The organism is Brachybacterium sp. p3-SID1565 (genome assembly GCF_025143785.1).
Taxonomy (GTDB): domain Bacteria; phylum Actinomycetota; class Actinomycetes; order Actinomycetales; family Dermabacteraceae; genus Brachybacterium; species Brachybacterium epidermidis.
This window is the reverse complement of sequence record NZ_JAMBDS010000051.1, coordinates 1-22,763: the sequence shown is the minus strand read 5'-3', so window position 1 is coordinate 22,763 and position 22,763 is coordinate 1. Positions and strand designations below refer to the sequence as shown.

Annotated in this window: 25 protein-coding genes; 2 read left to right on the top strand and 23 right to left on the bottom strand. The window is 71.8% G+C overall.

Translation table 11 applies throughout. The features are described 5' to 3' along the window. Positions 1-3: 3 nt before the first annotated feature. Together tsf and rpsB are read right to left on the bottom strand one after the other, a co-directional pair. Positions 4-828: a translation elongation factor Ts gene (tsf, locus tag M4D54_RS11385; RefSeq protein ID WP_193865402.1), complete on the bottom strand. Its 825-nt coding sequence runs from the start codon at positions 826-828 to the stop codon at positions 4-6. Between the two features lie 92 nt (positions 829-920). Beyond that, positions 921-1,862: a 30S ribosomal protein S2 gene (rpsB, locus tag M4D54_RS11380; protein ID WP_259891556.1), complete on the bottom strand. Its 942-nt coding sequence runs from the start codon at positions 1,860-1,862 to the stop codon at positions 921-923. 429 nt (positions 1,863-2,291) lie between these two features. Between rpsB and M4D54_RS11375 the strand changes: the two genes are divergently transcribed. Further along, positions 2,292-2,981 (top strand): murein hydrolase activator EnvC, encoded by a 690-nt coding sequence (locus tag M4D54_RS11375; protein ID WP_259891554.1) that lies wholly within the window; start codon positions 2,292-2,294, stop codon positions 2,979-2,981. Between the two features lie 37 nt (positions 2,982-3,018). Here M4D54_RS11375 and M4D54_RS11370 read toward each other — a convergent pair whose 3' ends face one another. From M4D54_RS11370 to M4D54_RS11295, 16 genes are all read right to left on the bottom strand, one after another. Continuing rightward, the gene (locus M4D54_RS11370; RefSeq protein ID WP_259891551.1) at positions 3,019-4,011 is read right to left on the bottom strand and encodes a tyrosine recombinase XerC; all 993 of its coding nucleotides are present in this window, start codon (positions 4,009-4,011) and stop codon (positions 3,019-3,021) included. A gap of 61 nt (positions 4,012-4,072) precedes the next feature. Beyond that, entirely contained in the window at positions 4,073-5,368 is a 1,296-nt protein-coding gene (dprA, locus tag M4D54_RS11365) for a DNA-processing protein DprA (protein ID WP_259891550.1), read from the bottom strand. After that, complete coding sequence (locus M4D54_RS11360; protein WP_259891548.1) at positions 5,365-6,897, bottom strand: YifB family Mg chelatase-like AAA ATPase; 1,533 nt, start codon at positions 6,895-6,897, stop codon at positions 5,365-5,367. The genes dprA and M4D54_RS11360 overlap by 4 nt, the downstream gene beginning before the upstream one ends. Next, positions 6,897-7,250, bottom strand: coding sequence for a YraN family protein (locus tag M4D54_RS11355; protein ID WP_193865574.1), 354 nt, complete (start codon positions 7,248-7,250; stop codon positions 6,897-6,899). Before M4D54_RS11355 ends, M4D54_RS11360 begins: the two co-directional genes overlap by 1 nt. Before the next feature lie 323 nt (positions 7,251-7,573). Beyond that, on the bottom strand, positions 7,574-7,876 hold the full coding sequence (locus tag M4D54_RS11350; RefSeq protein ID WP_259891546.1) for a DUF2469 domain-containing protein: 303 nt from the start codon (positions 7,874-7,876) through the stop codon (positions 7,574-7,576). Further along, positions 7,873-8,613, bottom strand: coding sequence for a ribonuclease HII (locus M4D54_RS11345; protein ID WP_259891544.1), 741 nt, complete (start codon positions 8,611-8,613; stop codon positions 7,873-7,875). The genes M4D54_RS11350 and M4D54_RS11345 overlap by 4 nt, the downstream gene beginning before the upstream one ends. Then, a complete protein-coding gene (lepB, locus tag M4D54_RS11340; RefSeq protein WP_259891542.1) occupies positions 8,610-9,422 on the bottom strand; it encodes a signal peptidase I in 813 nt (270 codons plus the stop codon). The genes M4D54_RS11345 and lepB (M4D54_RS11340) overlap by 4 nt, the downstream gene beginning before the upstream one ends. Positions 9,423-9,449: 27 nt before the next feature. Further along, entirely contained in the window at positions 9,450-10,031 is a 582-nt protein-coding gene (gene lepB / locus M4D54_RS11335; protein WP_259891539.1) for a signal peptidase I, read from the bottom strand. 10 nt (positions 10,032-10,041) lie between these two features. Then, positions 10,042-10,392, bottom strand: a complete 351-nt coding sequence (gene rplS / locus M4D54_RS11330) for a 50S ribosomal protein L19 (protein ID WP_193865408.1) — start codon at positions 10,390-10,392, stop codon at positions 10,042-10,044. A 296-nt stretch (positions 10,393-10,688) separates the two neighbouring features. Further along, a complete protein-coding gene (gene trmD, locus M4D54_RS11325) occupies positions 10,689-11,417 on the bottom strand; it encodes a tRNA (guanosine(37)-N1)-methyltransferase TrmD (RefSeq protein ID WP_193865409.1) in 729 nt (242 codons plus the stop codon). A 6-nt stretch (positions 11,418-11,423) separates the two neighbouring features. Beyond that, on the bottom strand, positions 11,424-12,032 hold the full coding sequence (gene rimM, locus M4D54_RS11320; RefSeq protein ID WP_259792193.1) for a ribosome maturation factor RimM: 609 nt from the start codon (positions 12,030-12,032) through the stop codon (positions 11,424-11,426). Further along, positions 12,029-12,961, bottom strand: a complete 933-nt coding sequence (locus M4D54_RS11315) for a hypothetical protein (RefSeq protein ID WP_259792195.1) — start codon at positions 12,959-12,961, stop codon at positions 12,029-12,031. The genes rimM and M4D54_RS11315 overlap by 4 nt, the downstream gene beginning before the upstream one ends. A gap of 1 nt (position 12,962) precedes the next feature. Beyond that, positions 12,963-13,205: an RNA-binding protein gene (locus M4D54_RS11310; protein WP_204408821.1), complete on the bottom strand. Its 243-nt coding sequence runs from the start codon at positions 13,203-13,205 to the stop codon at positions 12,963-12,965. A gap of 1 nt (position 13,206) precedes the next feature. Continuing rightward, complete coding sequence (gene rpsP, locus M4D54_RS11305) at positions 13,207-13,737, bottom strand: 30S ribosomal protein S16 (protein ID WP_193865412.1); 531 nt, start codon at positions 13,735-13,737, stop codon at positions 13,207-13,209. A 255-nt stretch (positions 13,738-13,992) separates the two neighbouring features. Then, positions 13,993-14,697, bottom strand: coding sequence for a DivIVA domain-containing protein (locus M4D54_RS11300; RefSeq protein WP_259891537.1), 705 nt, complete (start codon positions 14,695-14,697; stop codon positions 13,993-13,995). After that, positions 14,694-15,809 (bottom strand): amidohydrolase family protein, encoded by a 1,116-nt coding sequence (locus M4D54_RS11295; protein WP_259891535.1) that lies wholly within the window; start codon positions 15,807-15,809, stop codon positions 14,694-14,696. The genes M4D54_RS11300 and M4D54_RS11295 overlap by 4 nt, the downstream gene beginning before the upstream one ends. Positions 15,810-15,926: 117 nt before the next feature. Between M4D54_RS11295 and M4D54_RS11290 the strand changes: the two genes are divergently transcribed. Then, positions 15,927-16,403 (top strand): hypothetical protein, encoded by a 477-nt coding sequence (locus M4D54_RS11290; protein WP_259891529.1) that lies wholly within the window; start codon positions 15,927-15,929, stop codon positions 16,401-16,403. Here the strand turns inward: M4D54_RS11290 and M4D54_RS11285 are convergent. The 5 genes from M4D54_RS11285 to M4D54_RS11265 all read right to left on the bottom strand — a co-directional run. Further along, a complete protein-coding gene (locus M4D54_RS11285) occupies positions 16,381-17,355 on the bottom strand; it encodes a DUF559 domain-containing protein (RefSeq protein WP_193865416.1) in 975 nt (324 codons plus the stop codon). The genes M4D54_RS11290 and M4D54_RS11285 overlap by 23 nt on opposite strands. A gap of 474 nt (positions 17,356-17,829) precedes the next feature. After that, positions 17,830-19,449, bottom strand: coding sequence for a signal recognition particle protein (ffh, locus tag M4D54_RS11280; RefSeq protein WP_259891528.1), 1,620 nt, complete (start codon positions 19,447-19,449; stop codon positions 17,830-17,832). A 184-nt stretch (positions 19,450-19,633) separates the two neighbouring features. Then, complete coding sequence (locus tag M4D54_RS11275) at positions 19,634-19,783, bottom strand: hypothetical protein (protein WP_259891527.1); 150 nt, start codon at positions 19,781-19,783, stop codon at positions 19,634-19,636. A gap of 291 nt (positions 19,784-20,074) precedes the next feature. Next, positions 20,075-22,456, bottom strand: coding sequence for an HD domain-containing protein (locus M4D54_RS11270; protein ID WP_259891526.1), 2,382 nt, complete (start codon positions 22,454-22,456; stop codon positions 20,075-20,077). Next, positions 22,446-22,763: P-II family nitrogen regulator (locus M4D54_RS11265; protein WP_259891522.1), on the bottom strand; the 318-nt coding region annotated here is incomplete at its 5' end. The genes M4D54_RS11270 and M4D54_RS11265, both read right to left, overlap by 11 nt.

Sequence of the window (22,763 nt, the reverse complement as noted above, 5' to 3'; positions counted from 1 at the left end):
GGATCAGTTGCCGACGCGGAAGCGGACGAAACCGGTGACGGTGCCGCCGGCCTCCTCGACGATCTTGCCGACGGTCTGCTTCGGGTCCTTCGCGAAGCCCTGCTCCAGCAGCACGTTCTCCTTGAAGAAGCCGTTGAGGCGTCCCTCGACGATCTTGGGCAGCGCCTGCTCGGGCTTGCCCTCGTTCTTCGCGGTCTCCTCGGCGATGCGGCGCTCGTTCTCGACGACGTCGGCGGGGACGTCCTCGCGGGAGAGGTACTGCGGCGAGTAGGCGGCGATGTGCATGGCGATGTCGCGCGCCACCTCGGCGCCGGCCTTGTCGGTGGCCACCAGCACGCCGACCTGCGGGGGCAGGTCCTTGTTGGTGCGATGCATGTAGGAGGAGACGACCTCGCCGGTGACGCGGCCGATGCGGCGCACCAGGATCTTCTCGCCCATGGTGGCGCCGGCGTTGGTGAGCGCCTCGCCGAAGGGGGTGCTGGCGAGCTCCTCGGGCTCAGTGGCACCGGACTCGACGGCCGCTGCCACGGCCTCGTCGCCCAGGGCCACGAACTTGTCGTTCTTGGCGACGAAGTCGGTCTCGGAGTTGAGCTCGACCAGGGTGCCGGTCTGGCCGCCCTCGCTGTCGCGCACGTCGACGGCGATCAGGCCCTCGGACGCGGTGCGGCCCTCGCGCTTGGCGATGCCCTTGAGACCCTTGACTCGGATCAGCTCGACCGCCTTGGCGGTGTCGCCGTTCGCCTCGTCCAGCGCCTTCTTCACGTCGAGCATGCCCGCGCCGGTGGACTCGCGGATCGCCTTGATGTCGGCTGCCGTGTAGTTGGCCATGTTCCTCTTCCTTGTGGGAGATGCTTTGCGGGGTCGGGGCGGGTGCAGCCCCGAGGGGTGGCCCGGGCAGCGATGCCGCCCGGGCCCCGTGATCACTCGGCCGCGGGGGCCTCAGCGGACTCGGTCTTCTCGGTCTCGGCCGCCTCCTGCGCAGTGACGGCGTCCTCAGCGGCCTCGGCCGGCTCGCCGGAACCAGCGGACTCGCCGGAATCAGCGGCGACGGACTGCTCGGCCGGGGCATCCTGCTGCTGGACCTCCGACTGGGCCAGGAGCTCGCGCTCCCACTCCGCCAGCGGCTCGGCGTCGACGGCGGAGACGTTCTTCTCGCCGCCGGTGCTCTTGGCGTGGCGCTCCTGCAGGCCGGCGGCCACGGCGTCGGCGACCACCCGGGTCAGCAGGGTGACGGAGCGGATCGCGTCGTCATTGCCGGGGATCGGGTAGGTGACCTCGTCGGGATCGCAGTTGGTGTCCAGGATCGCGACGACGGGGATGTTCAGCTTCTGCGCCTCGTCGACGGCGAGGTGCTCCTTGTTGGTGTCCACGACCCACACCGCGCTGGGGGCGCGGGACATGTCGCGGATGCCGCCGAGGGTGCGCTCGAGCTTCTCCTTCTCGCGGCGCATCATCAGCAGCTCCTTCTTGGTGCGGCCGGAGGAGGCCACATCGTCGAAGTCGATCTGCTCGAGCTCCTTGAGGCGGTTCACGCGCGCGGACACCGTCTGCAGGTTGGTGAGCATGCCGCCCAGCCACCGCTGGTTCACGTAGGGCATGCCCACGCGGGTGGCCTGCTCCTGGATCGACTCCTGGGCCTGCTTCTTGGTGCCGACGAACAGCACGGTGCCGCCGTGGGCGACGGTCTGCTTGACGAACTCGTAGGCCTTGTCGATGTAGGTCAGCGTCTGCATCAGGTCGACGATGTAGATGCCGTTGCGCTCGGTGAAGATGTGACGGCGCATCTTGGGGTTCCAACGACGGGTCTGGTGCCCGAAGTGGACGCCGCTCTCCAGGAGCTGGCGCATGGTGACGACTGCCATGATGGTGTCCTTTTCCTCGGCCCTGGGCTCGCACGGCGCACCCGGGTGGGGCGTCCGCGGTCATCGCGCAGGACCTGCATTCTCGGTTCTTCCCCCGCAGCCGGACGGCTCGGGGCCTGGCGCCCGGGTTGCCGACCGCCACCTGCTCCCGCACGGATGCGGGCCCGGGAGGACCGATGGTCGACGAGCCCTGGTGGGCACGCGAAGTCATCCGGACGGACCGGATGCTGGCGTCAGTCTAGCCGACGCCCCCGCCCTCTCCGGCGCGGGATGCGTCACGCCGGCGGTCCTGCTCGTCCGACCCGCGCCCGGTCCGGGACAGCCGCGACCGCGAAGGCGGCCCCGCGCGAGGTTCCTCCCCAATGGGGGTCATCCACCGCCAGGGCCGGAGGATGTCGGCGGGCTCGGGCGGTCCGGCACGGTGGGGGCATGAGTGAACCTCCCGCTCCGACCGTCGGGCGCCGGTCCAGTGACCCCGGTGCGGCGCTGCTGGCCGTGGTGGCACTGGTGCTGTGGGTGATGGTGCTCGGGGCGTCCCCGGTGGCCGCCGAACCCGCCGCGAGCCGATGGCAGTGGCCCATCGCGCCGCCTCAACAGGTGCTGCGCGGCTTCGAGCAGCCTGAGCACCGCTATGCGGCCGGGCACCGCGGGGTCGACCTCATGGTGCACGGCGGTGTGGGTGCCCCGGTGCGAGCAGTGGAGGACGGCACGGTCCGCTTCGCCGGTGACGTCGCAGGGCGTGGCGTGGTCTCCGTGATGCATGCCGACGGTCTGATCTCCACCTACGAGCCCGTCACGGCGAAGGTCCGAGCCGGGCAGTCGGTGGCGGTCGGCGATCTGCTCGGGGATCTCGCCCCTGCCGGTACGGGAGGTCCGCACTGCCCGGAGGGCCCGTGCCTGCACCTGGGCGCTCGACGGGGAGAGGACTACCTGGATCCGCTGCTGCTGCTCGGAGCGCGCGGTCCCAGTGTGCTGCTGCCGTGGGGCGGGGCGGAGCAGGCTGAGGCCAGCCGCACCCGGCCGGTCTCCTCCCCCAAGGTGTCACAGGCGAGCAGCGCCCCAGCGGCCGCTGCCAGCGGGGCTCCGCGGCATGGCATACGGCGCGCGCTCCTGGACTGACGACAGCTGGGCACTGGCGAGATGTGCGGCGGGGTGGTCAGGCGCGGGGGTGCGCCTGCTCGACGGTGCCGCGCAGCCGCTCGGAGCTCACGTGGGTGTAGATCTGCGTGGTGGCCAGCGATGAGTGCCCAAGGAAGTCCTGGACCGTGCGCAGATCCGCGCCGCCCTCCACCAGGTGCGTAGCGGCGCTGTGCCGCAGGGCATGAGGGCTGAGATGCCGTGGGATGCCGGAGGCGGCAGTGCGCTTGTCCAGCAGTGTGCGCACGGCTCTGTCGCCCAGCCTGCCGCCGCGCACGCCGAGGAACAGCGCGTCGCGTGCCGCTGAGGACGGATCGCGGCCGGCCGCCGCGAGGACGGGGCGGCCCTCGGACTCCCAGCGCCGGATGGCATCCAGTGCCGGTGCACCGACGGGGACGATGCGCTCCTTGTCGCCCTTGCCCCTGACCCGCACCGTGCCCTGCACGTGGTCGATGCCGGTGGAGTCCAGGGCGACCAGCTCGGAGACCCGCAGCCCGGAGGAGTACAGCAGTTCGAGCACGGCGGCGTCGCGCAGGTCGACGGCACGAGCGGTCCGGTCCTGATCGGGCTCGTCACTGGCAGGGGCGGTTCCCGGGTCATGCTGGATGGCATCCAGCAGCTGGGAGGTCTGTGCGGCGGAGAGGACGGTGGGCAGGTGCCTGCCCCGCTTGGGTGCCCGCAGGCGACCGCCGACATCATGGGGGATGCGCTCGGTGGCGGCGAGCCACGTGGTGAAGGTGCGCGCTGCAGCCGCGGAGCGCGCCAGGGTGCTGGCGGCGGCTCCCGTCCCCGCGCGAGCGGCCAGCCAGGACCGCAGGGCGTTCACGTCGAGGCCCGCCACGTCGATGCGCTCGACGTGGCGCAGGTGGTGGAGCAGGTCCGAGGCTTCGCGGCGGTAGGCACGCACGGTGTGGGCGGAACGCCCCCGCTCCAGCCGCAGATGCTCGGCGAAGGCGTGGAGCAGCTCTCCGTCACCCGGGTGCTCCTGGTCCTGTCGCGGCCGGCTCGTCATCCCCCTAGTCTCGCCCCACCCGCGGCGCAGGGCGAGTCAGGAGCACTCCTGGGCGCGGCGCTCACCGGGTGCGCCGATCCTGGCGCGACCGGCGAACGCGGCCGTCCCGGACCACGACCATGCCCAGCAGCTCGAGCCTGGCCAGGGCGGAGCGCGCCTCCTCCTCCCCGATCCCGACCTCCCGGGCGATCACCGCCGTCAAGGCGCTGGAGCGCGGCGGCACCGCATCCAGCACTCGGCGGTCCGCAGGGGCGAGCAGATCGAGCTCGTCCTGCTGGGCGTAGCTGCTGTCACCAGCAGGCGGGCCGCCGGGCAGGAGGTCCAGCACCTCGGAGTGCTCAGTGATGAGCACAGCTCCGTTGTCCCGGATCAGCCGGTGGCAGCCAGCACTGGCGGCGGAGGTGACAGGGCCCGGTACAGCTCCGATGTGCCGGGAGAGCCCTTCGGCCTGGCGTGCGGTGGACAGCGCGCCGGAGCGCCAGGACGCCTCGATCACCACCACCGCCTGGGACAGGGCCGCGATGAGGCGATTGCGCGCCAGGAACCTCCATCGGGTGGGGGCGGTCCCCGGTGGGGCCTCGGTGACCAGCAGGTGACGATCCCGGATCGCCTCAAGCAGCCGGGTGTTGCCCCGGGGGTAGAGGGAGTCCAGGCCCCCGGCGAGGACGGCGATGGTGGCACCCTGACCCGCGGCAAGCGCACCGCGATGGGCAGCGGCATCGATCCCGTACGCCCCGCCGGAGACGACGGTCCCCCCGGAGCGAGCGAAGGACGCGGCCAACAAGGACGCGGTGTCCTCCCCGTACGGGGTGGAAGCGCGGGAGCCGACCATGGCGACGCAGCGCCGCCCCACCAGGTCCGCCAGATCGCCGGGTCCATGGACCCAGAGGCAGTGTGGCGTGGTGGCATCGAGGTCGTCCACACCCGGCGGCCAGTGCGGATGCCCGGGGGTCAGGACCCGGATCCCTCGCGCTGCGGCGGCATCGAGCACCTCGTCGGCCCTGATGCTCCCGAGGCGCTCCCGCCATCGGGCAAGTGCGCGCCCCGCCAGCCGGTGGGGGTCCCTCCTGACCGCTTTCGGGTCCGCGAACTCGACCGGCACATCACCCTTCAGGTGGTCCACGAGGTCATCGGCGCTGCCGTCCCGGGCCAGGGCGAGGGCGTCCACGCGGCCCAGCGCCGCGCACAGGGCCAGGGCAACGGAGTCGGTGGGCTCGGCGATCAGCGACCAGGTGATGCATGCGCTGCGGTGCTGCGGAGCCTCCTCCCTCGCGCCGCCCGATGGCGGGGGCGGGGCCGGGACGGGATCGTCCCCGCCGTGCGCAGCGACGGTGGACAGGGAGCTCGACGCGGTCATCGGTGGTCTCCTTCGCGGAGGGTGAGGGCGGTGCCGATGTGCTCGGCAGTGGGACGCTCCGCACCCTCGAGATCGGCAAGGGTCCAGGCCAGGCGCAGAACGCGGTCGTGACCGCGCAGCGTGAGGCGGCCCTGGGAGAGAGCGTGGTCCAGCAGGCGCTGGTCAGCCGGCGCCGGTGAGAAGGCGGTGCGCAGCAGCGAACCGGGCAGCTGGGCGTTGATGCTGAAGGGGTGATCGGCGTAGCGCGCACGCTGGCGGTCGCGGGCCGTGCGTACACGCTGGGCGATCTGCGCACTGGACTCCGACGGCACGGCATCGACCCGGTTCACGTCCACCGGCCCGACGGCGATACGCATGTCGATCCGGTCCAGAACGGGGCCGGACAGCCGGGTGAGGTAGGTGCGGCGCTGCTGCGGGCTGCAGCTGCAGTCGGTCCCCTTCCCCCAGGCCTTCCCGCAGGGGCAGGGGTTGGCTGCCAGCACGAGCTGGAAGCGGGCCGGGTACCTGGTGACGCCACGGGCCCGGTGCAGGGTGATGTCGCCGGTCTCCAGGGGTTCCCGCAGCGCCTCGAGCACCCGGGAGGGGAACTCGGGTGCCTCGTCCAGGAACAGCACTCCCCCGTGGGCGCGTGAGATCGCGCCCGGTGCTGCCAGGCCCGCTCCCCCACCCACCACAGCGGCTGTGGTGGCGGTGTGGTGGGGGTTCTCGAAGGGAGGGCGGCGGCGAAGGCCCTGGCGCGCGTCGAACCTCCCGGCCACGGAATGGATGGCGGAGACCGCCAGAGCCTGCTCGTCGTCGAGATCCGGGAGGATCGTGGGGATGCGGGAGGCAATCATCGTCTTGCCCGCGCCCGGCGGTCCTGTCATCAGCAGATGGTGGCCACCGGCCGCCGCGACCTCCGCAGCCCGGCGGGCCTGCTGCTGGCCGATCACATCGCTGAAGTCCGCGTCGGCACCGGTCTCGGGCTCCGCCTCTGGAGCGATGCGCAGCGTGGGATGATGGGCCGGCACGGCCACATCCGCACCCCACCGGCGCAGCACGCTGCTCAGGTGCGCTGCCCCGGTGACCTCGATCCCGTCGACCAGCCTGGCCTCGGCGAGGTTCTCCTGCGGCACCACGGCACGGCGGATCCCGCAGTCGCGTGCTGCGACCAGGGCGGGGAGCACGCCGGGTATCGGCCGGATCTGCCCGTCGAGCCCGAGCTCACCGAGGTGGACGGTGCGGGAGGGACCCCCAGGATCGATGTCGCCCTGCGCGGCGATCACGGACACGGCGATCGCGAGGTCGAAGCCGGATCCGTGCTTGGGGACGAAAGCCGGGGAGAGGTTGGTGGTGATGCGGCGCTGGGCCAGGTGCATGCCACTGCGAGCCGCGGCGGCGCGCACCCGGTCCCGGGCCTGCAGGGTGGAGGAGTCCGGCAGCCCCACCACGGAGAAGGCGGGCAGGCCGGTGGAGACGTCGCTCTCCACCTCGACCAGTGTGCCGCGCAGCCCGTGCAGACCGATCGACAGGGTGCGTGCGTGCCCCATCAGCCCACTCCGCGCAGGTGCTCGACGGCGAAAGTGCCGTCGGCGTGGGCGAGGACGGCCAGCACATCGATGCGGATGTCCCGGTGCGGCGGCGAGGCATCCATCAGGTAGGCCCCCACGAGCCTGCGCAGTCGACGCAGCTTGGCGGGGGTGACCGCGGCCTGCGGAACCCCGGTGACCAGGGTGCGACGGGTCTTGACCTCGATGAAGGTGAGGGTGGTGCCGTCCAGGGCCACGATGTCGATCTCCCCGGTGCGCAGATGCACGTTGCGCTCCAGCACGGTGAAGCCGACGCGCTCGAGGTAGGTGGCGGCGAGCTGCTCCCCCGCTCGTCCCAGCTCCGCAGCGGTCATGCGAGCCGGGTCCTGACGGCCGACGGCACCATCGGGACGGGGCGCGGCACCTGGCGCGGGCTCGTGAGCGAGGCGGGGCGAGGGCCGGGACGGAGCGCGGCTCGAGGCCCGGCCTGTGCTGCGGGATCGGGTGGCGGTGTGATCGCTCATGCCGAACAGCGTGGCCGCCCGCGCACCCCCGCCGCACCATCGGGGTCAGGAATGTGCACGAGTGGCGGTTGGGGAGGAACCTCACCCGGTGCAGCGGGCCTCGCGACCACATCCGGCCAGATCAGCCTGGGACCTCAGCCCATGACCTCACCTGGCGAGCTCGGTCACCGAGCTCAGGGCAGGGAGATGTCCTGCTTGGTGAGCTCCTCGATGTTGACGTCCTTGAACGTCACCACCCGCACGGACCGCACGAAGCGGTTGGAGCGGTAGATGTCCCATACCCAGACGTCGGCCAGGCGCAGCTCGTAGAACACCTCTCCCCCGGCCGAGCGCACCTGCAGATCCACCTGGTTGGCCAGGTAGAAGCGGCGCTCGGTCTCCACCACGTAGGTGAACAGGCTCACCACGTCGCGGTACTCGCGGAAGAGCTGAAGCTCGAGGTCGGACTCGTAGTTCTCGAGGTCCTGCACGTTCACCGGCGCTCCTTCCCGGGCTGCGGGCTCGACTGGTCGTCCCACAGTACGCCAGGCAGCACGGGTGCCCGACCGCCCAGGTTCCAGCTGCGGCGGTGGTGGGCCGTGAGGCCGTGATCCTGGATGGCCCGGCGGTGCACGGCGGAGCCGTACCCCTTGTTCGCGGCCCACCCGTAGGCCGGCGCCAGCGCATCCAGCTCGGTCATGCGCTGGTCGCGGGCCACCTTCGCGAGGATGCTCGCGGCAGCCGTGCTGGCGCAGTCCCTGTCGGCCTTCACCCGCAGCTCGACCCTCGGGCAGGGGACCGCCCTTCGGGAGAGATCCGGGGTGAGGACATCCACGGAGCCGTCCAGGATGATCGCATCGGCCGTCACCTCGAGCGCGTCGATCGCCCGCAGGGCGGCCAGGGTGAGGGCTCGCATGATGCCCAGCTCGTCGATCTCCGCCGGTTCGGACCAGCCCACCGCGGTGCTGCGAGCGGCAGTGCGGATCGGCTCGACCAGCAGTTCACGACGGCGGGCCGTCAGCGCCTTCGAGTCCCGCACGCCCTCGGGGAGAGCCGCGGCTCGACCGCCGGTCACCTCGATCGCGCAGGCGCCGACGGCGACCGGCCCGGCCAGCGCCCCGCGCCCCACCTCGTCGATGCCGACGACGATCCGCGGCCCGGGCCCGCACCGGGTGGCCAGAGCGAGCTCCAGATCGAGCGTGGGGATCGCCGGGGGGAGGGTCTGGATGGTCACGGCTGGTCGGGGACATCGGCGAAGGCCTCGTCCCCGCCGCCCAGCCCGGACCAGCGGCCGGCGGGCCAGAAGATGACCTCGGCGCGTCCGGTGATATCGGACTCCGCGACGAAGCCGTCGCCGTCGTGGACGTGGTGGTAGGCGGAATCGGCCGAGGCGTGACGGTTGTCGCCCATCACCCACACGTGTCCCGAGGGCACGGTGACGTCGAACGCCGCCTGGCAGGCGGAGGTCTCGGGGTTGATGTAGGGCTCCTGCACCTCGGTGCCGTTGACCTGCAGGGCCGCGCCCTCGCTCTCGCACACGACCCGATCCCCCGGCAAGCCGATCAGCCGCTTGACCAGGTGGTCCTGCGAGGGATCCGGGGCCAGGCCCACCAGGCTCAGCGCCATCATCAGCCGCACCCGCGGGGTGGGGTTCTCGGTGGCGTCCCCGGGGATCCAGTCCCCCGGGTCCTCAAACACGATCACATCGCCCCGCTCGAGGTCGAACACCCCCGGGGACAGCTTGGAGACGATGATCTTGTCGTCCTGCAGCAGGGTGGGGTTCATCGACGCGGAGGGGATGAAGAACGGCTGGATCAGGAAGGTCTTGACCAGCACGGCGATGATCAGGGCGACCACCATGGTCAGCACGGTGTCCAGCCACAGCGGCAGGCGCTGCCTGCTCTCCGCGCGGCGGCGCCCGCTGCGCTCGTGCGTCTCCGACCCGGCTTCCTCCGTCGGGTGCTCGCCGCCGGGGTGGCTCTCGACGCGCGCCGTGCCCTCGTTCTTGGGGGCGGCGCTGCTGGGCGGGACGGTCTGGTTCATCGCGGTGATCCTATCGACTCGTCCTGGTCACCGGACGGCTCCGGCTCGCGTGAGAGGCCACACGATCCGGTCGACGGTCCCCACCACCCGCTCGACGGGGACCATGCCGCCACCGGGCGCACCGAGCATGGAGCGCGAGTCGGTGGAGTCGGCGCGGTTGTCGCCGAGGACGAACATGCGGCCGTCCGGCACCTCCAGGTCGAACTCGATCGCACTGGGCTCCGTACCGGGCGCGAGGTACGGCTCATCGAGCTCCTGCCCGTCGATCATGAGCGCTCCGGAATCGCTGCAGCAGGTCACCCGTTCTCCGCCGACGGCGATCACGCGCTTGACCCAGTAGCGTCCGCCGCTCTCGGCCGACGGGGCGAAGTAGCCGGTGCCGTCGAAGACCACCACGTCACCGCGCTGGGCCTGGCCGCGGCTCGCACGGTCCGCGAGGATCACGTCGCCGGCGCGCAGGGTGGGCTCCATGGACGCGGAGGGGACGCGGTAGGGCTGAGTGACGAAGTGCCGCACCCCGGCCGCCGCCAGCAGCAGTGCCAGCACGCAGACGGCGGCGACCACCACGAGGGGTGATCGCCGCCGTCCGGGGGCCACGGAAGGGCTCACATCGAGAGGATCAGGAGTGCTCGCGCTTCTCGCGGATGCGGGCCTTCTTGCCGGTGAGGCCCCGCAGGTAGTACAGCTTGGCGCGGCGCACGTCGCCGCGGGTGACGACCTCGATCTTGTCGATGGTCGGGGCGTGGACGGGGAACACGCGCTCCACGCCGACGCCGAAGGAGACCTTGCGGACGCGGAAGGTCTCACCCACGCCGTGGCCCTGGCGGGCGATCACGTAGCCCTGGAACACCTGGATACGGGAGCGGTTGCCCTCGATGACCTTCACGTGGACCTTCACGTTGTCACCGGCGCGGAACGCGGGGATGTCCTCGCGCAGGGATGCCTTGTCGAGCTCGTCGAGCTTCTGCATGTCTCTCTCCTGCCCTCCGCCTCAGGTCGGACGGCGTCGTTCGCTGGGTCCCGGGGGCCCGGGTCCGTCATGAACCGTCGATCCGGCGAGGGGGCGACCCCTCGTGCCGGTGTGCTGGGCCTCTGGCGGCGACTCCCATCGCCACGGACCTGCCCGACCGCGTCGTGCGCTCCTCCCCTGAGGCAGAGGGGCGCGCGGCATGCACAGCCGACCATTCTGCCAGCGCAATACTGCCCGCGGCAAGCCTCCGCCATGACGGATCAGCAGGTCACGCCCAGCCAGGGGTGTCGGATCCGTCACCCCGGGGGCAGCAGATCGGGTCGACGCTGCGCGGTGCGCTGCTGTGACAGCTCGCGCCGCCAGGCCGCGATGCGCCCGTGGTCGCCGGACAGCAGGACCTCCGGGGCCTCCCGGACGGTTCCCGACGGGTCGGTCCAGCGGGCCGGCCGTGTGTACAGCGGGTACTCCAGCAGGCCATCGGAATGGGACTCCTCGACCAGGGACTCGGCGTTGCCGACCACGCCCGGCACCAGGCGCACCACGGCCTCGGTGATGGCGAGCACCGCGACCTCTCCCCCGTTGAGCACGTAGTCGCCCAGCGAGGCGAGGGCCACCTCGTAGCCCTCATCGGCGAGGTGCTCGTACACCCGCTCGTCGATCCCCTCGTAGCGCCCGCAGGCGAACACGATCCACTCACGCCTCGACCATTCGCGGGCCGTGGCCTGAGCGAAGGGTGTGCCGGCGGGGTTGGGGAACACGACCAGCGGTCGAGCATCGGGCCCGAGCTCGGCTCGTCCCTGCTCGCGGACGGCGGCGAAGGCCTCCGCCCACGGCTCCGGCTTCATCACCATCCCGGCACCGCCACCCAGGGGAGTGTCGTCCACGGTGCGGTGACGGTCGTGGGTCCAGTCGCGCAGATGGTGCAGGTGCAGGTCCAGCAGGCCCTCGCGCCGGGCCTTCCCGATCAGTGACAGCTCCAGCGGCGCGAGGTACTCCGGGAAGATGGTCAGGACGTCGATGCGCACCCGGGCTCAGCGCTCCTGCTCGATGCTCGCGTCGTCCTCCGGCAGCTCCTCGAACAGCCCGCCGGGCGGGTCTGCCAGGATCACCCCGGCCTCGAGGTCCACCTCGGGGACGAGCTGTGCCACCAGGGGCAGCTGGACGCGGCGGCCGTCCGGCGTGTGCACCAGCAGCAGGTCCTGCGCGGGGTAGTGCTGCAGCCCGGCCACCACGCCCAGGTCGTGGCCGTCCACGTGCCTGACCGGGAGGCCCTCGAGCTGGGAGGCGTACCAGGCGTCCGGATCCTCCTCGGTCTCCTGCTCGGGGTCGAGCTCGAGGGCCAGTTCGATGCCGCGCAGCGCCTCCGCTGCGGTGCGGTCCGGCACCTCCTCGAAGCGGGCGTACCAGCGGTCCTGCTGGGTGCGCGTGGAGAGCAGGGTGAGGCGCCGAGGTACGGCGGCACCGGGGGCGGTGCCGCGGGCGCGGGTGTCACGCCCTCCGCTCGCGGGCGCGTCGATGTCGAACACCGTTCCGGCGACCAGGCGCTCGGCCGGCTGGTCGGTGCGCAGGTTCAGCGCCACCTCGCCGCGCAGCCCGTGTGCCTTGCCGATGGTCGCCACGATCACCTCGAAGCCGGTCATACCAGTCCTCCGTCGTCGTCCTCGTCGTTCGTCTCGTCCCCGAGCTCGCCGCTCTCGGGGGCACGGTACCCGGCGTCATCGCAGGCGCTGCCGAGCTCGGTCAGCGGCTCCCGCAGCCCCTCGGACCACAGGTCGCCCTCGAGCGCCTGCTGGAAGGGGGCGCGGACCTGTTCGAGCCCGGCACGGACGGCGTCGTCGTCGACCCGGTCGATCTCCCGTTCCAGCAGGTCGGCGGTGGCCTGGACGTCCTCGAGCCTGTCCGCCGGCACCTGCTGGGCGCTCAGCCCCACGAGCTTGAACATGTTCGAGGTCAGCACATTGGCGTTGCCGAAGTGGGTGAAGGTGCCGGGGGTGTCGTACACGTCGGCGCACACCAGGGCTGCGGGCTTGTCGGCCGCCTGCTCGGGGTCAGCGGCCCAGGAGGCCGCGGCGGAGACGTCCGCGCACTCGGCGGCCAGTCCCTGCCACAGATCGCCGAACGCGTCCCGATCAGCCTCGGAGCCCTTCTCGGGCTGCGTGCGGAACCACTGGGCGAGATCCGTGGCGGCGGTGCGCGCCTGTTCGGGGGCATCACCGAAGACGGCCTCGATGTCGTCCCCGGTCATGGCGTAGAAGAAGGGGTCCGAGGGGCCGGCCTCGGGTGCCGTGGCCGCCCGGTCCAGCACCACGCGGGACAGGGGGGCGGCGTAGTCGGGGTCGCCCCAGAACTCCCCGCAGGCCGAGGCCAGTGCGGGGTCCGGGCTCCCGGCGGTGTCCGTCGCCGTCTCTCCTTGCGCACCATCGGTGGCCTCGGGGTCCGTGGGTGCCGCGGGTCCGGAGGCGCAGGCGGCCAGGAGCAGGGCCGCACCAGCCGTGACGAGGGTGCGGGTACGCCGAGAGCGGCACTGCTGGACAGTGCCGCTCTCGGAGTGTTCGTTCGTGCCGGGCACCTCAGCGCCGGTCGACGTCGACGATGTCGACGCGCACGTCGTCGTCCGACAGGGCCGCGGTGACCGTGCGCAGGGCTCGGGCGGTGCGACCGGAGCGACCGATGACGCGGCCGAGGTCCGCGGGGCTGACCCGCACCTCGAGCAGCGGGCCACGGCGCGTGGACTTCTCGGTGACGCGCACGGCGTCCGGGTCATCCACGATGCCGCGCACGAGGTGGTCGAGAGCTTCGGCGCGAGCGCTCATCTCAGGCCTCGTCGGTGGTCTGCGCCTCGGCGTCCTCGGTGGACTCGCCCTTGGCGTCGCCCTCCTCCGAACCCGGCTCGACCTCAGATGCGGCCTCCTCGGCCTCGTTCTTCTTCTCGTCGGACACGTCGCCCTCCTCGGACTCGTTGTTCTCGGCGTCCTTCGACTTCTTGGCGCCCTCACGGGACTCCGCAGCGGCCTTGTCGGCCTCGGCGATGAGCTCCTCGGCGGACTTCTTCTCCTCAGCAGTCCTCAGGGAGCCGGCGGAGTCGCCCTCGCCCTTGAACTTCTGCCAGTCGCCGGTGACCTTCAGCAGCGCCGAGACCTGTTCGGTGGGCTGAGCGCCCACGCCGAGCCAGTACTGCGCACGATCGGAGTCGATCTCGATCACCGAGGGATCCTCGGTGGGGTGGTACTTGCCGATCTCCTCGATCACGGCGCCATCGCGCTTCTTGCGCGAATCGGCCACGACGACGCGGTAGAACGGTGCACGGATCTTGCCCATGCGCTTCAGGCGGATCTTGACAGCCACGTGGGTGGACTCTCCTTCAGGATGTTCGGGTGAGTCCCGCCGCAGCCTGTGGGGTGATGCGGGCGCAGACGGTCCTCGGGGTGTCATGCCTGGCGGGTAGAGGGCCGGCCAGGGCACATACAGGAAACGAGTATGCCAGCACGCGGCCCCCGGATTCCAGCGGGGACCGTGTGCCGAGCGGCACACGGCAGCGGTCCGCTCCCGGGGCGCGGCCCTGGAACCGTTCCCGGGGCGCTGCCCTGGAAGAGGAACGGTTCAGCGGCTTCCCTGCAGACGGTTGTACACCTCGAGCAGGAACATGTCGACGTCCTCGGCGCGGTAGGAGTCGCGGGCCTTGCGGGAACGGTCGAGAGAGCCGCGCACGAGAACGGCGCGCGCCTCTCGCCGACCGGAGGTACGGTCCGATGCTCCTTCGAGTGCCGCGATCATCTCGTCCAGCAGCGAGTCGACCTCGCCGACGGGATAGTTGACGGTGAAGCGGGAGGCTGTCGGGAACCGCGCGCCTCGCAGCTGAGCGATCAGGGGGTCCTCGACCCGGTCCTCGTCCTCGGGGAAGCTCGCCTCCCAGCCCTGCGTCGAGGTCTTCGAGGCGCCCGGGGCGTGCGCGGTGCCGTTCACCTGGCCGTCCTCGCTCCCGGCGGTGAGTGTCCGGTCCTCGCTCGCGGGCGCAGCGGGGTGGGGATGATGGTCGGTGAGTGCGGGCAGGAGCACCTCCTCCAGGAACGCGTCCACGTCCTGCATGTCGTAGGTGTGCGGGAAGGTCTCGGTGGCGAACGCCGCCTCGCGCACCCGTACGGCGGCGTCCTCCCGTGACCGGCGGGGATCCGCGGTGCCCTGGAGGAGAGTCACGATCTCGTCGAGGAAGTCGTCGACGTCGGCCGTGCGGTAGCCGGGGCGGAAGCGCGCGGTGGCGAACCGTGCCTCCTGGATCAGGCTCACCAGTGGTTCGGCAGCGTTCATCCCTTCACCACCCGTCCTCCCAGCACCACGACGCCGGGATCGCGCAGGGCCCGGTGATCGGCTCGCGGATCGTCATGGACGACGAGCAGGTCAGCGGGTGCCCCGTCCTCCAGTGCCGGCACACCCAGGAACGTGCGGGGCCCCCAGGCGGCGGCCTGCAGGATCTGCGTACCCGTCATGCCCGCCCTGGCCAGTTCGTCGAGCTCGTCGTGGATGATGCCATGGCCCAGCACTCCCCCGGCGTCGGTGCCCACCAGCAGCGGCACGCCTGCCTCGAGGGCGTCGCGGGTGCGGTCGTAGCGACCCTCGCGCAGGCGGCGCATGTGTGCGGCGTAGGTGGGGAACTTCTTCTCCCCCTGGGCGGCGTACTGCTCGAACTCGCCCACGTTCACCAGTGTGGTCACCACCGGGGTGCGGGACTCGGCGGCCCGGGCGATGGTGTCGTCGGTCAGGCCGGTGGCGTGCTCGAGGCAGTCGAAGCCGGCGTCGAGCGCCATCGGCAGGGTGTCCTCGGCGAAGGTGTGGGTGGTGATCCTGGCGCCGGCGGCGTGAGCGGCGTCGGCGGCAGCGCGGAAGGTCTCCGCGTCCCAGCAGGGAGTGAGGTCGCCGACGCCGCGGTCGATCCAGTCGCCCACCAGCTTCACCCACCCGTCACCGCGGCCGGCCTCATGGGTGATCGCGGCGGGCAGGTCCTCGGGCTCGACCTCCTCGGCGTATCCGATGAGGTAGCGCCGGGTACGAGCCACGTGCCGACCGCATCGGATCAGGCGAGGCAGGTCCGCCTGCTGCTGCAGCGGAGAGTTGTCGATGATGGAGCCGGCGTCACGGATCAGCAGCACCCCGGTGTCACGGTCGGTGAGCGCCTGCTCCCGTGCCTGCTCCAGGGTGGTGCCCTTGCCGTCGTCGCCGATGCCGAGATGGCAGTGCAGATCCGCGAGGCCGGGGACGGTGAAGCCCGCGAGTGTGCGCACCTCGGTGCCGGTGGGGAGCTCGGGCCGCTGGTGATGGATGCGGCCTTGGTGCACCCAGGCCTCGGTGATCTCCTGCTCCGGTCCCAACAGGATCGGTCCGGTCAGGTGGAGAACGGGCGTGTCGCTGTCGGCGCTGAGCATGCATTGACCCTAGCGGGCCGTCGACCTCGCGCGCCCGCCGGGGTGCACCGCCCCGTCCTTCAGCGCATGAGCGCACCGACGTCCCGCGCACCAGGGGCATGGCCCGATGATGGGGGCATGACCTCTGACGTGCAGGGCGGGCCCGGATGGGTGATCCGCGGCGAGGATCTGCGCCCCTCGATCACCGATCCGGCGATGTTCCGGCGGTCCCATGCCGAGGACGAACTGGTGGACGTGCTGGAGCTGCTGTGGTCCGGGCGGCCGGCCGAGGCGCTGCAGCATCTCTCGTCCTTCCCCGAGACCGTGCGGGTCCGGGCGCTCACCGCTGACTGCCATCGCGACCTGGGCCGCCACGATCGTGCCCTGGACTCGTATGACGCGCTGGTGGCGGAGACGATGGGGACCCCTCGTGAGGCCATGATGAGACAGCATCGTGGCAAGACGCTCCTGGCCGCCGGCCACCCCGAACGTGCCGTGGAGGACTTCCGCCGCGCAGCGCAATTGCGCGCAGGCGGGGACCCGGCACCGCTCGCCTCGACACAGCAGGCACTGGAGGTGGCTGAGGCTGCGGTCATGCGGCGTCAGCAGGGCTGATCGGTGCCTCGGCACGACTGATCGGCGCCCCGGCACGACTGATCGGTGCCCCGGCACGACTGATCGCCGCATCGAGCCTCTGCAGGAAATGCTCCGGAGCCACCAGGTCCGCCACACTGATGCGCAGCACGCTCCATCCTTGCTGGTGGAGCACCTGGTTCTTGTGGAGGTCCTTCTGCCACTGGGCGCGGTCCAGCCGGTGAGCTTCGCTGTCGTACTCGATGGCGATCCTCCACTGCGGATAGGCGAGATCGATGTAGCCGTGCCAGTCGGTGTCGGGGTCGTCGACCCGCAGGTTCGCCACGGGGAGCGGATACCCCCGCCGCGTGAGGAACAGGCGCGCCCTCGTCTCCATCGGTGACCAGACGTTCTCCACCGCCGACTGCGCCGCCTGCCTGACCGCCTCACCGCCGCGCCCTCGAAGCCGCTGGGAGAACGCCCTGATCTCGGGCAGCGGGATCGTCAGCTCTGCCTTCGAGCCTGCCAGGGCATCGATGCAGACGACGAGATCGTCACTGCTCAGGAGCCTCGCGCAGTCCTGCAGAGCGATCAGCGGATGGTAGAGCTCGACGCCCTTCCAGCGGAATCGCGGAGCTGACCTGGGGCCGTGGACGATGATCCGTCTGGTCCGGCTTCGGCCCTGGTCGCTCGCAGCCCTGCTGTGGAGCGGCTCCCCGTGCTGCCAGCGATGTCGACGCGGCAGGGGAAGGCCCAGCAGTTCCAGGGCCGTGGTGTGGCTGATGACCGTCCCGGGGCGAACCCGGTTCTGCAGCGCACGCGCCGCCGAGATGAGCTCCACCGGCGAATCCGCCCGGGCGCACATACCCGGAAGCGGCATGACGATGGCCGAGGACGCCAGCACGCGCGGGTGCATCCCTGCCTGGAGCAGCCCGGTGCGGGTGTAGAGCTTGCCTGGCCTGAGCTGTTCTGCGCTGTTCAGTCGTTCTGCCACGTACCGACGCTATGGATCTCCGCGGTCCAGGACGGGGAATGATGCGCCGATTGTGCACGGGCGAGAGATGGGGAGGAACTCGGCTGTCCGCGCCGGTGGAGCAGAATCAGTCGCCCGAGCATGGCGGAGCGGGAGGCCTCAGCGGCGAGTCGAACCGGGTGTTTCCACGGGCCGCACGAGCGCAGGGACGCCGGTCGGACGGGCGTTCCGGGCGGCCAGCTTCCACGAACTGGAACGTACCCACCCGTAACCACGAGCCACCACCCCACCACCGCACTACCGGGCGGCCAGCTTCCACGAACTGGAACGTACCCACCCGTAACCGGGGTGCAGCGCAACGGCCAGCCCCGCCTCAGCACCCGCGCCGACGCCAGCCCCGCCTCAGCACCCGTGCCGACGCCGGCCCCGCCTCAACACCCGTGCCGATGCCAGCCCCGCCTCAGCACCCCGGCCAGGGCCGACGCCGGCCGCGCGTCAGCGTCCCTGGCCGAAGAGCTTCTGCATCTCCGGCGGGAGCTGGCTGGGGTCGAAGTCGGAGAGGTCCGGCATTGCGCCCTGACCCGCACCGCCATTGCCACCGGAACCGAGTGCTCCGGCACCGAAGGCGGAGCCCCCTGAACCGGCGCCCTCGGCTGCGCGCTTGGCGGCCTCGGCCTGTTCGCGCGCCGCCTTGGCGGGGTTCTTGGACTTGGCCTTCTTCACGCGGGGCTGCTGCTGCGCCTTGCCGCGGGACTTCTTGCCCATGCCCATGCCGGGGCCGCCCGGCATCCCCGGCATGCCACCGCCGGCCATGCCGCGACCCATCTGCCTCATCATGGTCTGCGCCTGCTTGAACCGCTCCAGCAGCTGGTTGACCTGCTGGACGGTGGTGCCCGAGCCCTTGGCGATGCGACTGCGGCGCGAACCGTTGAGGATCTTCGGATCGTTGCGCTCGGCCGGGGTCATGGAGCGGATGATCGCCTCGATGCGCCCCAGCTCGCTCTCGTCGAAGTTCTCCAGCTGCTCGCGGTACTGACCCATGTTCGGCAGCATGCCCAGCATCTTCTTGATGGAGCCCATGTTCTTGAGCTGCTGCATCTGGACCAGGAAGTCGTCGAGGGTGAAGTCCTCCCCGGAGGCCAGCTTCTGGGCGGCCTTCTCGGCCTCCTTCTGGTCGAAGGCCTTCTCCGCCTGCTCGATCAGGGTGAGCACGTCACCCATGTCGAGGATGCGGTTGGCCATGCGGTCGGGATGGAAGCGCTCGAAGTCGTCGAGGCTCTCACCGGTGGAGGCGAACAGGATGGGCCGCTCCGTGACGCCGGTGATGGACAGGGCGGCACCGCCGCGGGCATCGCCGTCGAGCTTGGAGAGCACCACACCGGTGAAGCCCACCCCGTCACGGAACGCCTCGGCGACCCGGGCGGCATCCTGGCCGATCATCGCGTCGACCACGAACAGGGTCTCGTGGGGGTTGACGGCGTCGCGGATCTCACGGGCCTGCTGCATCATCTCCTCGTCGATGCCGAGACGACCGGCGGTGTCGACGATGACGACGTCGTGCTGCTGGAACTGCGCGGTGGAGACACCGTTCATGGCGACCAGCACGGGGTTGCCCACGCCGTTGCCGGGCTCCGGCGCGAACACCGGCACGCCGGCCCGCTCGCCGACGATCTGCAGCTGGTTGACGGCATTGGGACGCTGGAGGTCGGCTGCGACCAGCAGCGGGGTGTGGCCCTGCCCCTTCATCCACGTCGCGAGCTTGCCCGCCAGGGTGGTCTTGCCGGCGCCCTGCAGGCCGGCCAGCATGATCACCGTGGGCGGATGCTTGGCCCAGGAGAGTTCACCGGTGGCACCGCCCAGCACCTCGACCAGCTCGGAGTGGACGATCTTGACGACCTGCTGGGCGGGGTTGAGGGCCTTGGAGACCTCCTCGCCCAGGGCGCGCTCGCGCACGCGACCGGTGAACTCGCGCACCACGGACACCGCGACGTCGGCGTCCAGCAGTGCGCGGCGGATCTCGCGGATCGTCTTGTCGACGTCGGCCTCGGTGAGACGGCCATGGCCGCGCAGTCCCTTGAGCGAGGCTGTGATGCGGTCGGACAGGTTGTTGAACACGGGGCGATGGTCCTTCAGATCGGTCCGGGGCGGTGACGGCAGTCCTCGGCGCAGGCCACACTACCGGGCACCGTGGGCTCCGGGCAGGGGCAGGAGGGTTCAGCCGCGCGCGTCGTGGGCGATCTCTCCGCCGACGAGCACCAGCTGCCGCGCGGGAGCGCGCACCAAGGCGTCCATCGGGTTCTCAGCGTCCAGCAGCACGATCTCGGCGCGGGGGTCGACGGCGAGGAGGCGCGGGAGTCGACGGCGAGGAGGTCTGGGCGAGCACGTGCAGCAGCTCCTCGTCGTACCGGGCACCGGTGATGCGTGCGTGCTGGCGGGCGATCTTGACCATGTCCCCGGTGCCGTAGGAGCTCCACAGGTCGCGGATGTTGTCCCGGGCGGCCCCCCGAAGGACTGCCAGGGGTGGCCCAACCAGGACTTGTCCACGTGGGCGTGGGTGTTCAGGACTTGTCCACGTGGGCGTGGGTGTTCAGGAGTCCCGGGACGGCCAGCATGCCGGCGCCGTGGAGGCGGTGGGGCTCGGCGTCGGCGCAGCTCGCACGCGCGCCTCGCGCACGCGACCGGCGGCCTGCACGCGCACCTCGCGCACGCGACCGGCGGCCTGCACGCGCGCCTCGCACGCTCAGGCGGCGGCCTCCGCGACAGCCTCGGCCACCCGGGCGGCCGTCTCCTCGTCCAGCGGGCGCCCTCGCAGATCGGTCAGGTAGAGCACGTCCACGGCGCGGCGACCCAGGGTCATCACGTGCGCCCCGCTCACCAGCAGGCGGTGACCGGTGATCGTCTCGGCGATGTCCGCGAGCAGGCTGGGGCGGTTGCGTGCGTTGATCTGCAGCGGCGTGGGCCTGCCGGGCGCGGAGGGCAGCAGCGCCACCACGGGCGTGTCCTCACTGCGCCGCATCGGTGCCTGCGGCCCGGTCTCGAGGACCCGGGCAGCAGGGTCCTCGCGACGCGCCAGCTCGCGCTCCATCGCGGTGCGCACGGTCGTGGGGTGGGGCAGGTCCCCGGCTCGGCCCGTCACCCACCAGGTGGTCACGGCCACCCCGTCGACGGTGGCGACCACCGCCGAGCGCACCTGGAACCGCAGCCGCACCAGCACCCGTGCCAGAGCCGCGAACACCCCGGGACCGTCGGGGGCTCCCATGCAGATCTCGGTGATGGGGGCGTCCTCCCCCGGCGCCGGGTAGAGGACCGCACAGCCACTGGTGGATCGCACCGCATCCAGCACCGTGACCTGGGCGGAGCGCTGCGGGGCCAGCATCTCGCGGGGCGGGCGGACGACGCCGGTGAGGGTGTCGCGGGCCTGCGCCGCGAGGTGCTCGACGAGCTCTGCCCGCCAGGTGGTCCAGGCGGCGGGGCCGGCGGCGCGGGCATCGGCCTCGGTGAGGGCACGCAGCAGATCCAGCCGGGAGGGATCGTGATCCACGGCATTCAGCAGTGCGTCGACGGTGGCGGGGTCCGCATGGTCGCGACCGGTGGCCAGCTCCGCCAGGGTGAGGTGCTCGCGCACCAGGGCGGCGATCACCTCTGCGTCGGCTGCATCGAATCCGAGCTCCGTCGCGGCCCTGTGGGCCAGCGGCGCGCCCACGAGGCTGTGGTCCTCGGCCTCGGGGGTCTTGCCGAGGTCGTGCAGCAGGGCGGTGACCAGCAGCAGGTCGGGGCGATCCACCGTGCCCAGCAGCTTCTGCGCCTCCAGCACGGTCTCGACCTGGTGGCGGTCCACGGTGTAGCGGTGCACGGGCGAGCGCTGAGGGCGGTTGCGGATGCTCTGCCAGCCAGGCACGAGCCGAGCCACCGCGCCGTGCACGTCCAGCGCCTCGTACACCTCGGCCAGGTGCTCCCCGGACAGGGCGTCCACCAGCATGTCACGTTGGGCCGGGCGCAGTCGGGGGCAGCGCCCGGAGGCGAGGCGTGCGAGGGTCGCCCCGGTCAGCGGCAGGCCGGTGGTGGTCGCGTGCCGGACGGCGGCCAGGTCCCGCAGGGGGCTGGGGTCCTCCAGGTCCACGGAGATCTCCCCGGCCTGGACGATGACGCCGTGGTCGAGTCGCTGCAGGGCCGGTCGGCGCATGGCCCCCGCACCGTAGGTGGCGCGGCCGCCCCGGGCGGCGGCGGAGCGGGCTGCGGCGAGGCTGCGGTGCAGCTGCCAGCCGACGGCACGGGAGGCCTCCGCCAGCGCGGCGAGCAGGTCGTCGGCCTGTCCGTACCCGCACAGGCCCGCCACCGCGTCCTGGTCGGCGCGGCTCAGGCGCGTGCTGGCGCGGCCGGTGACCAGCTGCAGGGCATCGCGCACCTCCAGCAGCACATCGGCCGCGCGGTCCACCACCACATGGTCGTGGTCGGCCAGCCAGGACTCGGCGATCGCGCGGATGAGGGTCACGTCCCGCAGGCCCCCGCGGTCGGACTTGAGGTTGGGCTCGGTGGAGTGGGCCAGGACGCCGTAGCGCCCGGTGCGATCCTCGACCAGCTCCCCGAGCTCCTCGATGCGGGTGCGGGCTCCGGTGCGCCAGGCGCGCCGCACCCGGGTGGCAACGTCGGCGACGAGCCGCTCCTCCCCGGCGACGGGGCGCAGGTCCAGCAGGGACACGGCGGTGCGCAGATCCTCCGCTGCGACCTGCTCGCACTGCGCGGGCGTGCGCACCGAATGGTCCAGGGAGGTGCCGGAGTCCCATACCGGGTACCAGAGGGCGGAGGCCAGGCCTGAGGCGGATTCGGATCCCGCGAGCTCAGGGTCCAGCAGCAGCACCAGGTCGAGGTCGCTGGCCGGTCCCGGGTCGCGCCGCCCCACGGAGCCGACGGCGGCCAGCGCTGCCCCGCGCGGGGGCGCGCCCGCTGCCCGCCACTGGGTGCGCAGCCACTGGTCGATCAGGGCCGTGTGCTCGGCCCTGCGCAGGGGGCCGTGAGCGGGGTCGCCGACGCCGGCGTCGAGGGCGTGGTCCAGACGGAGGGTGGGCAGCCCCTCGGCGGTCGTGGCCGAGGCACTGCCCGCCCGGGGCCCGTCAGAGGGCATCGGCGTCCCGCTCGGAGGTGCGCACCCGGACCACGGAGTCCACCGGGGTGGTCCACACCTTGCCGTCGCCGATGCGGCCCGTATGGGCGGCCGCGACGATCAGGTCCACCACGTCGGCCTCGGCGGCGTCGTCCACCAGGATCTCGAGCTTGACCTTGGGGATGGTGTCGATGCAGTACTCGGCTCCGCGGTACACCTCGGTGTGGCCGCCCTGGCGGCCGTAGCCGGCCACCTCGGTGAGGGTGATGCCGGTGACGCCGTACTCGCGCAGCGACTCGATCACGTCCTGGCGGGCATGGGGCTGGAT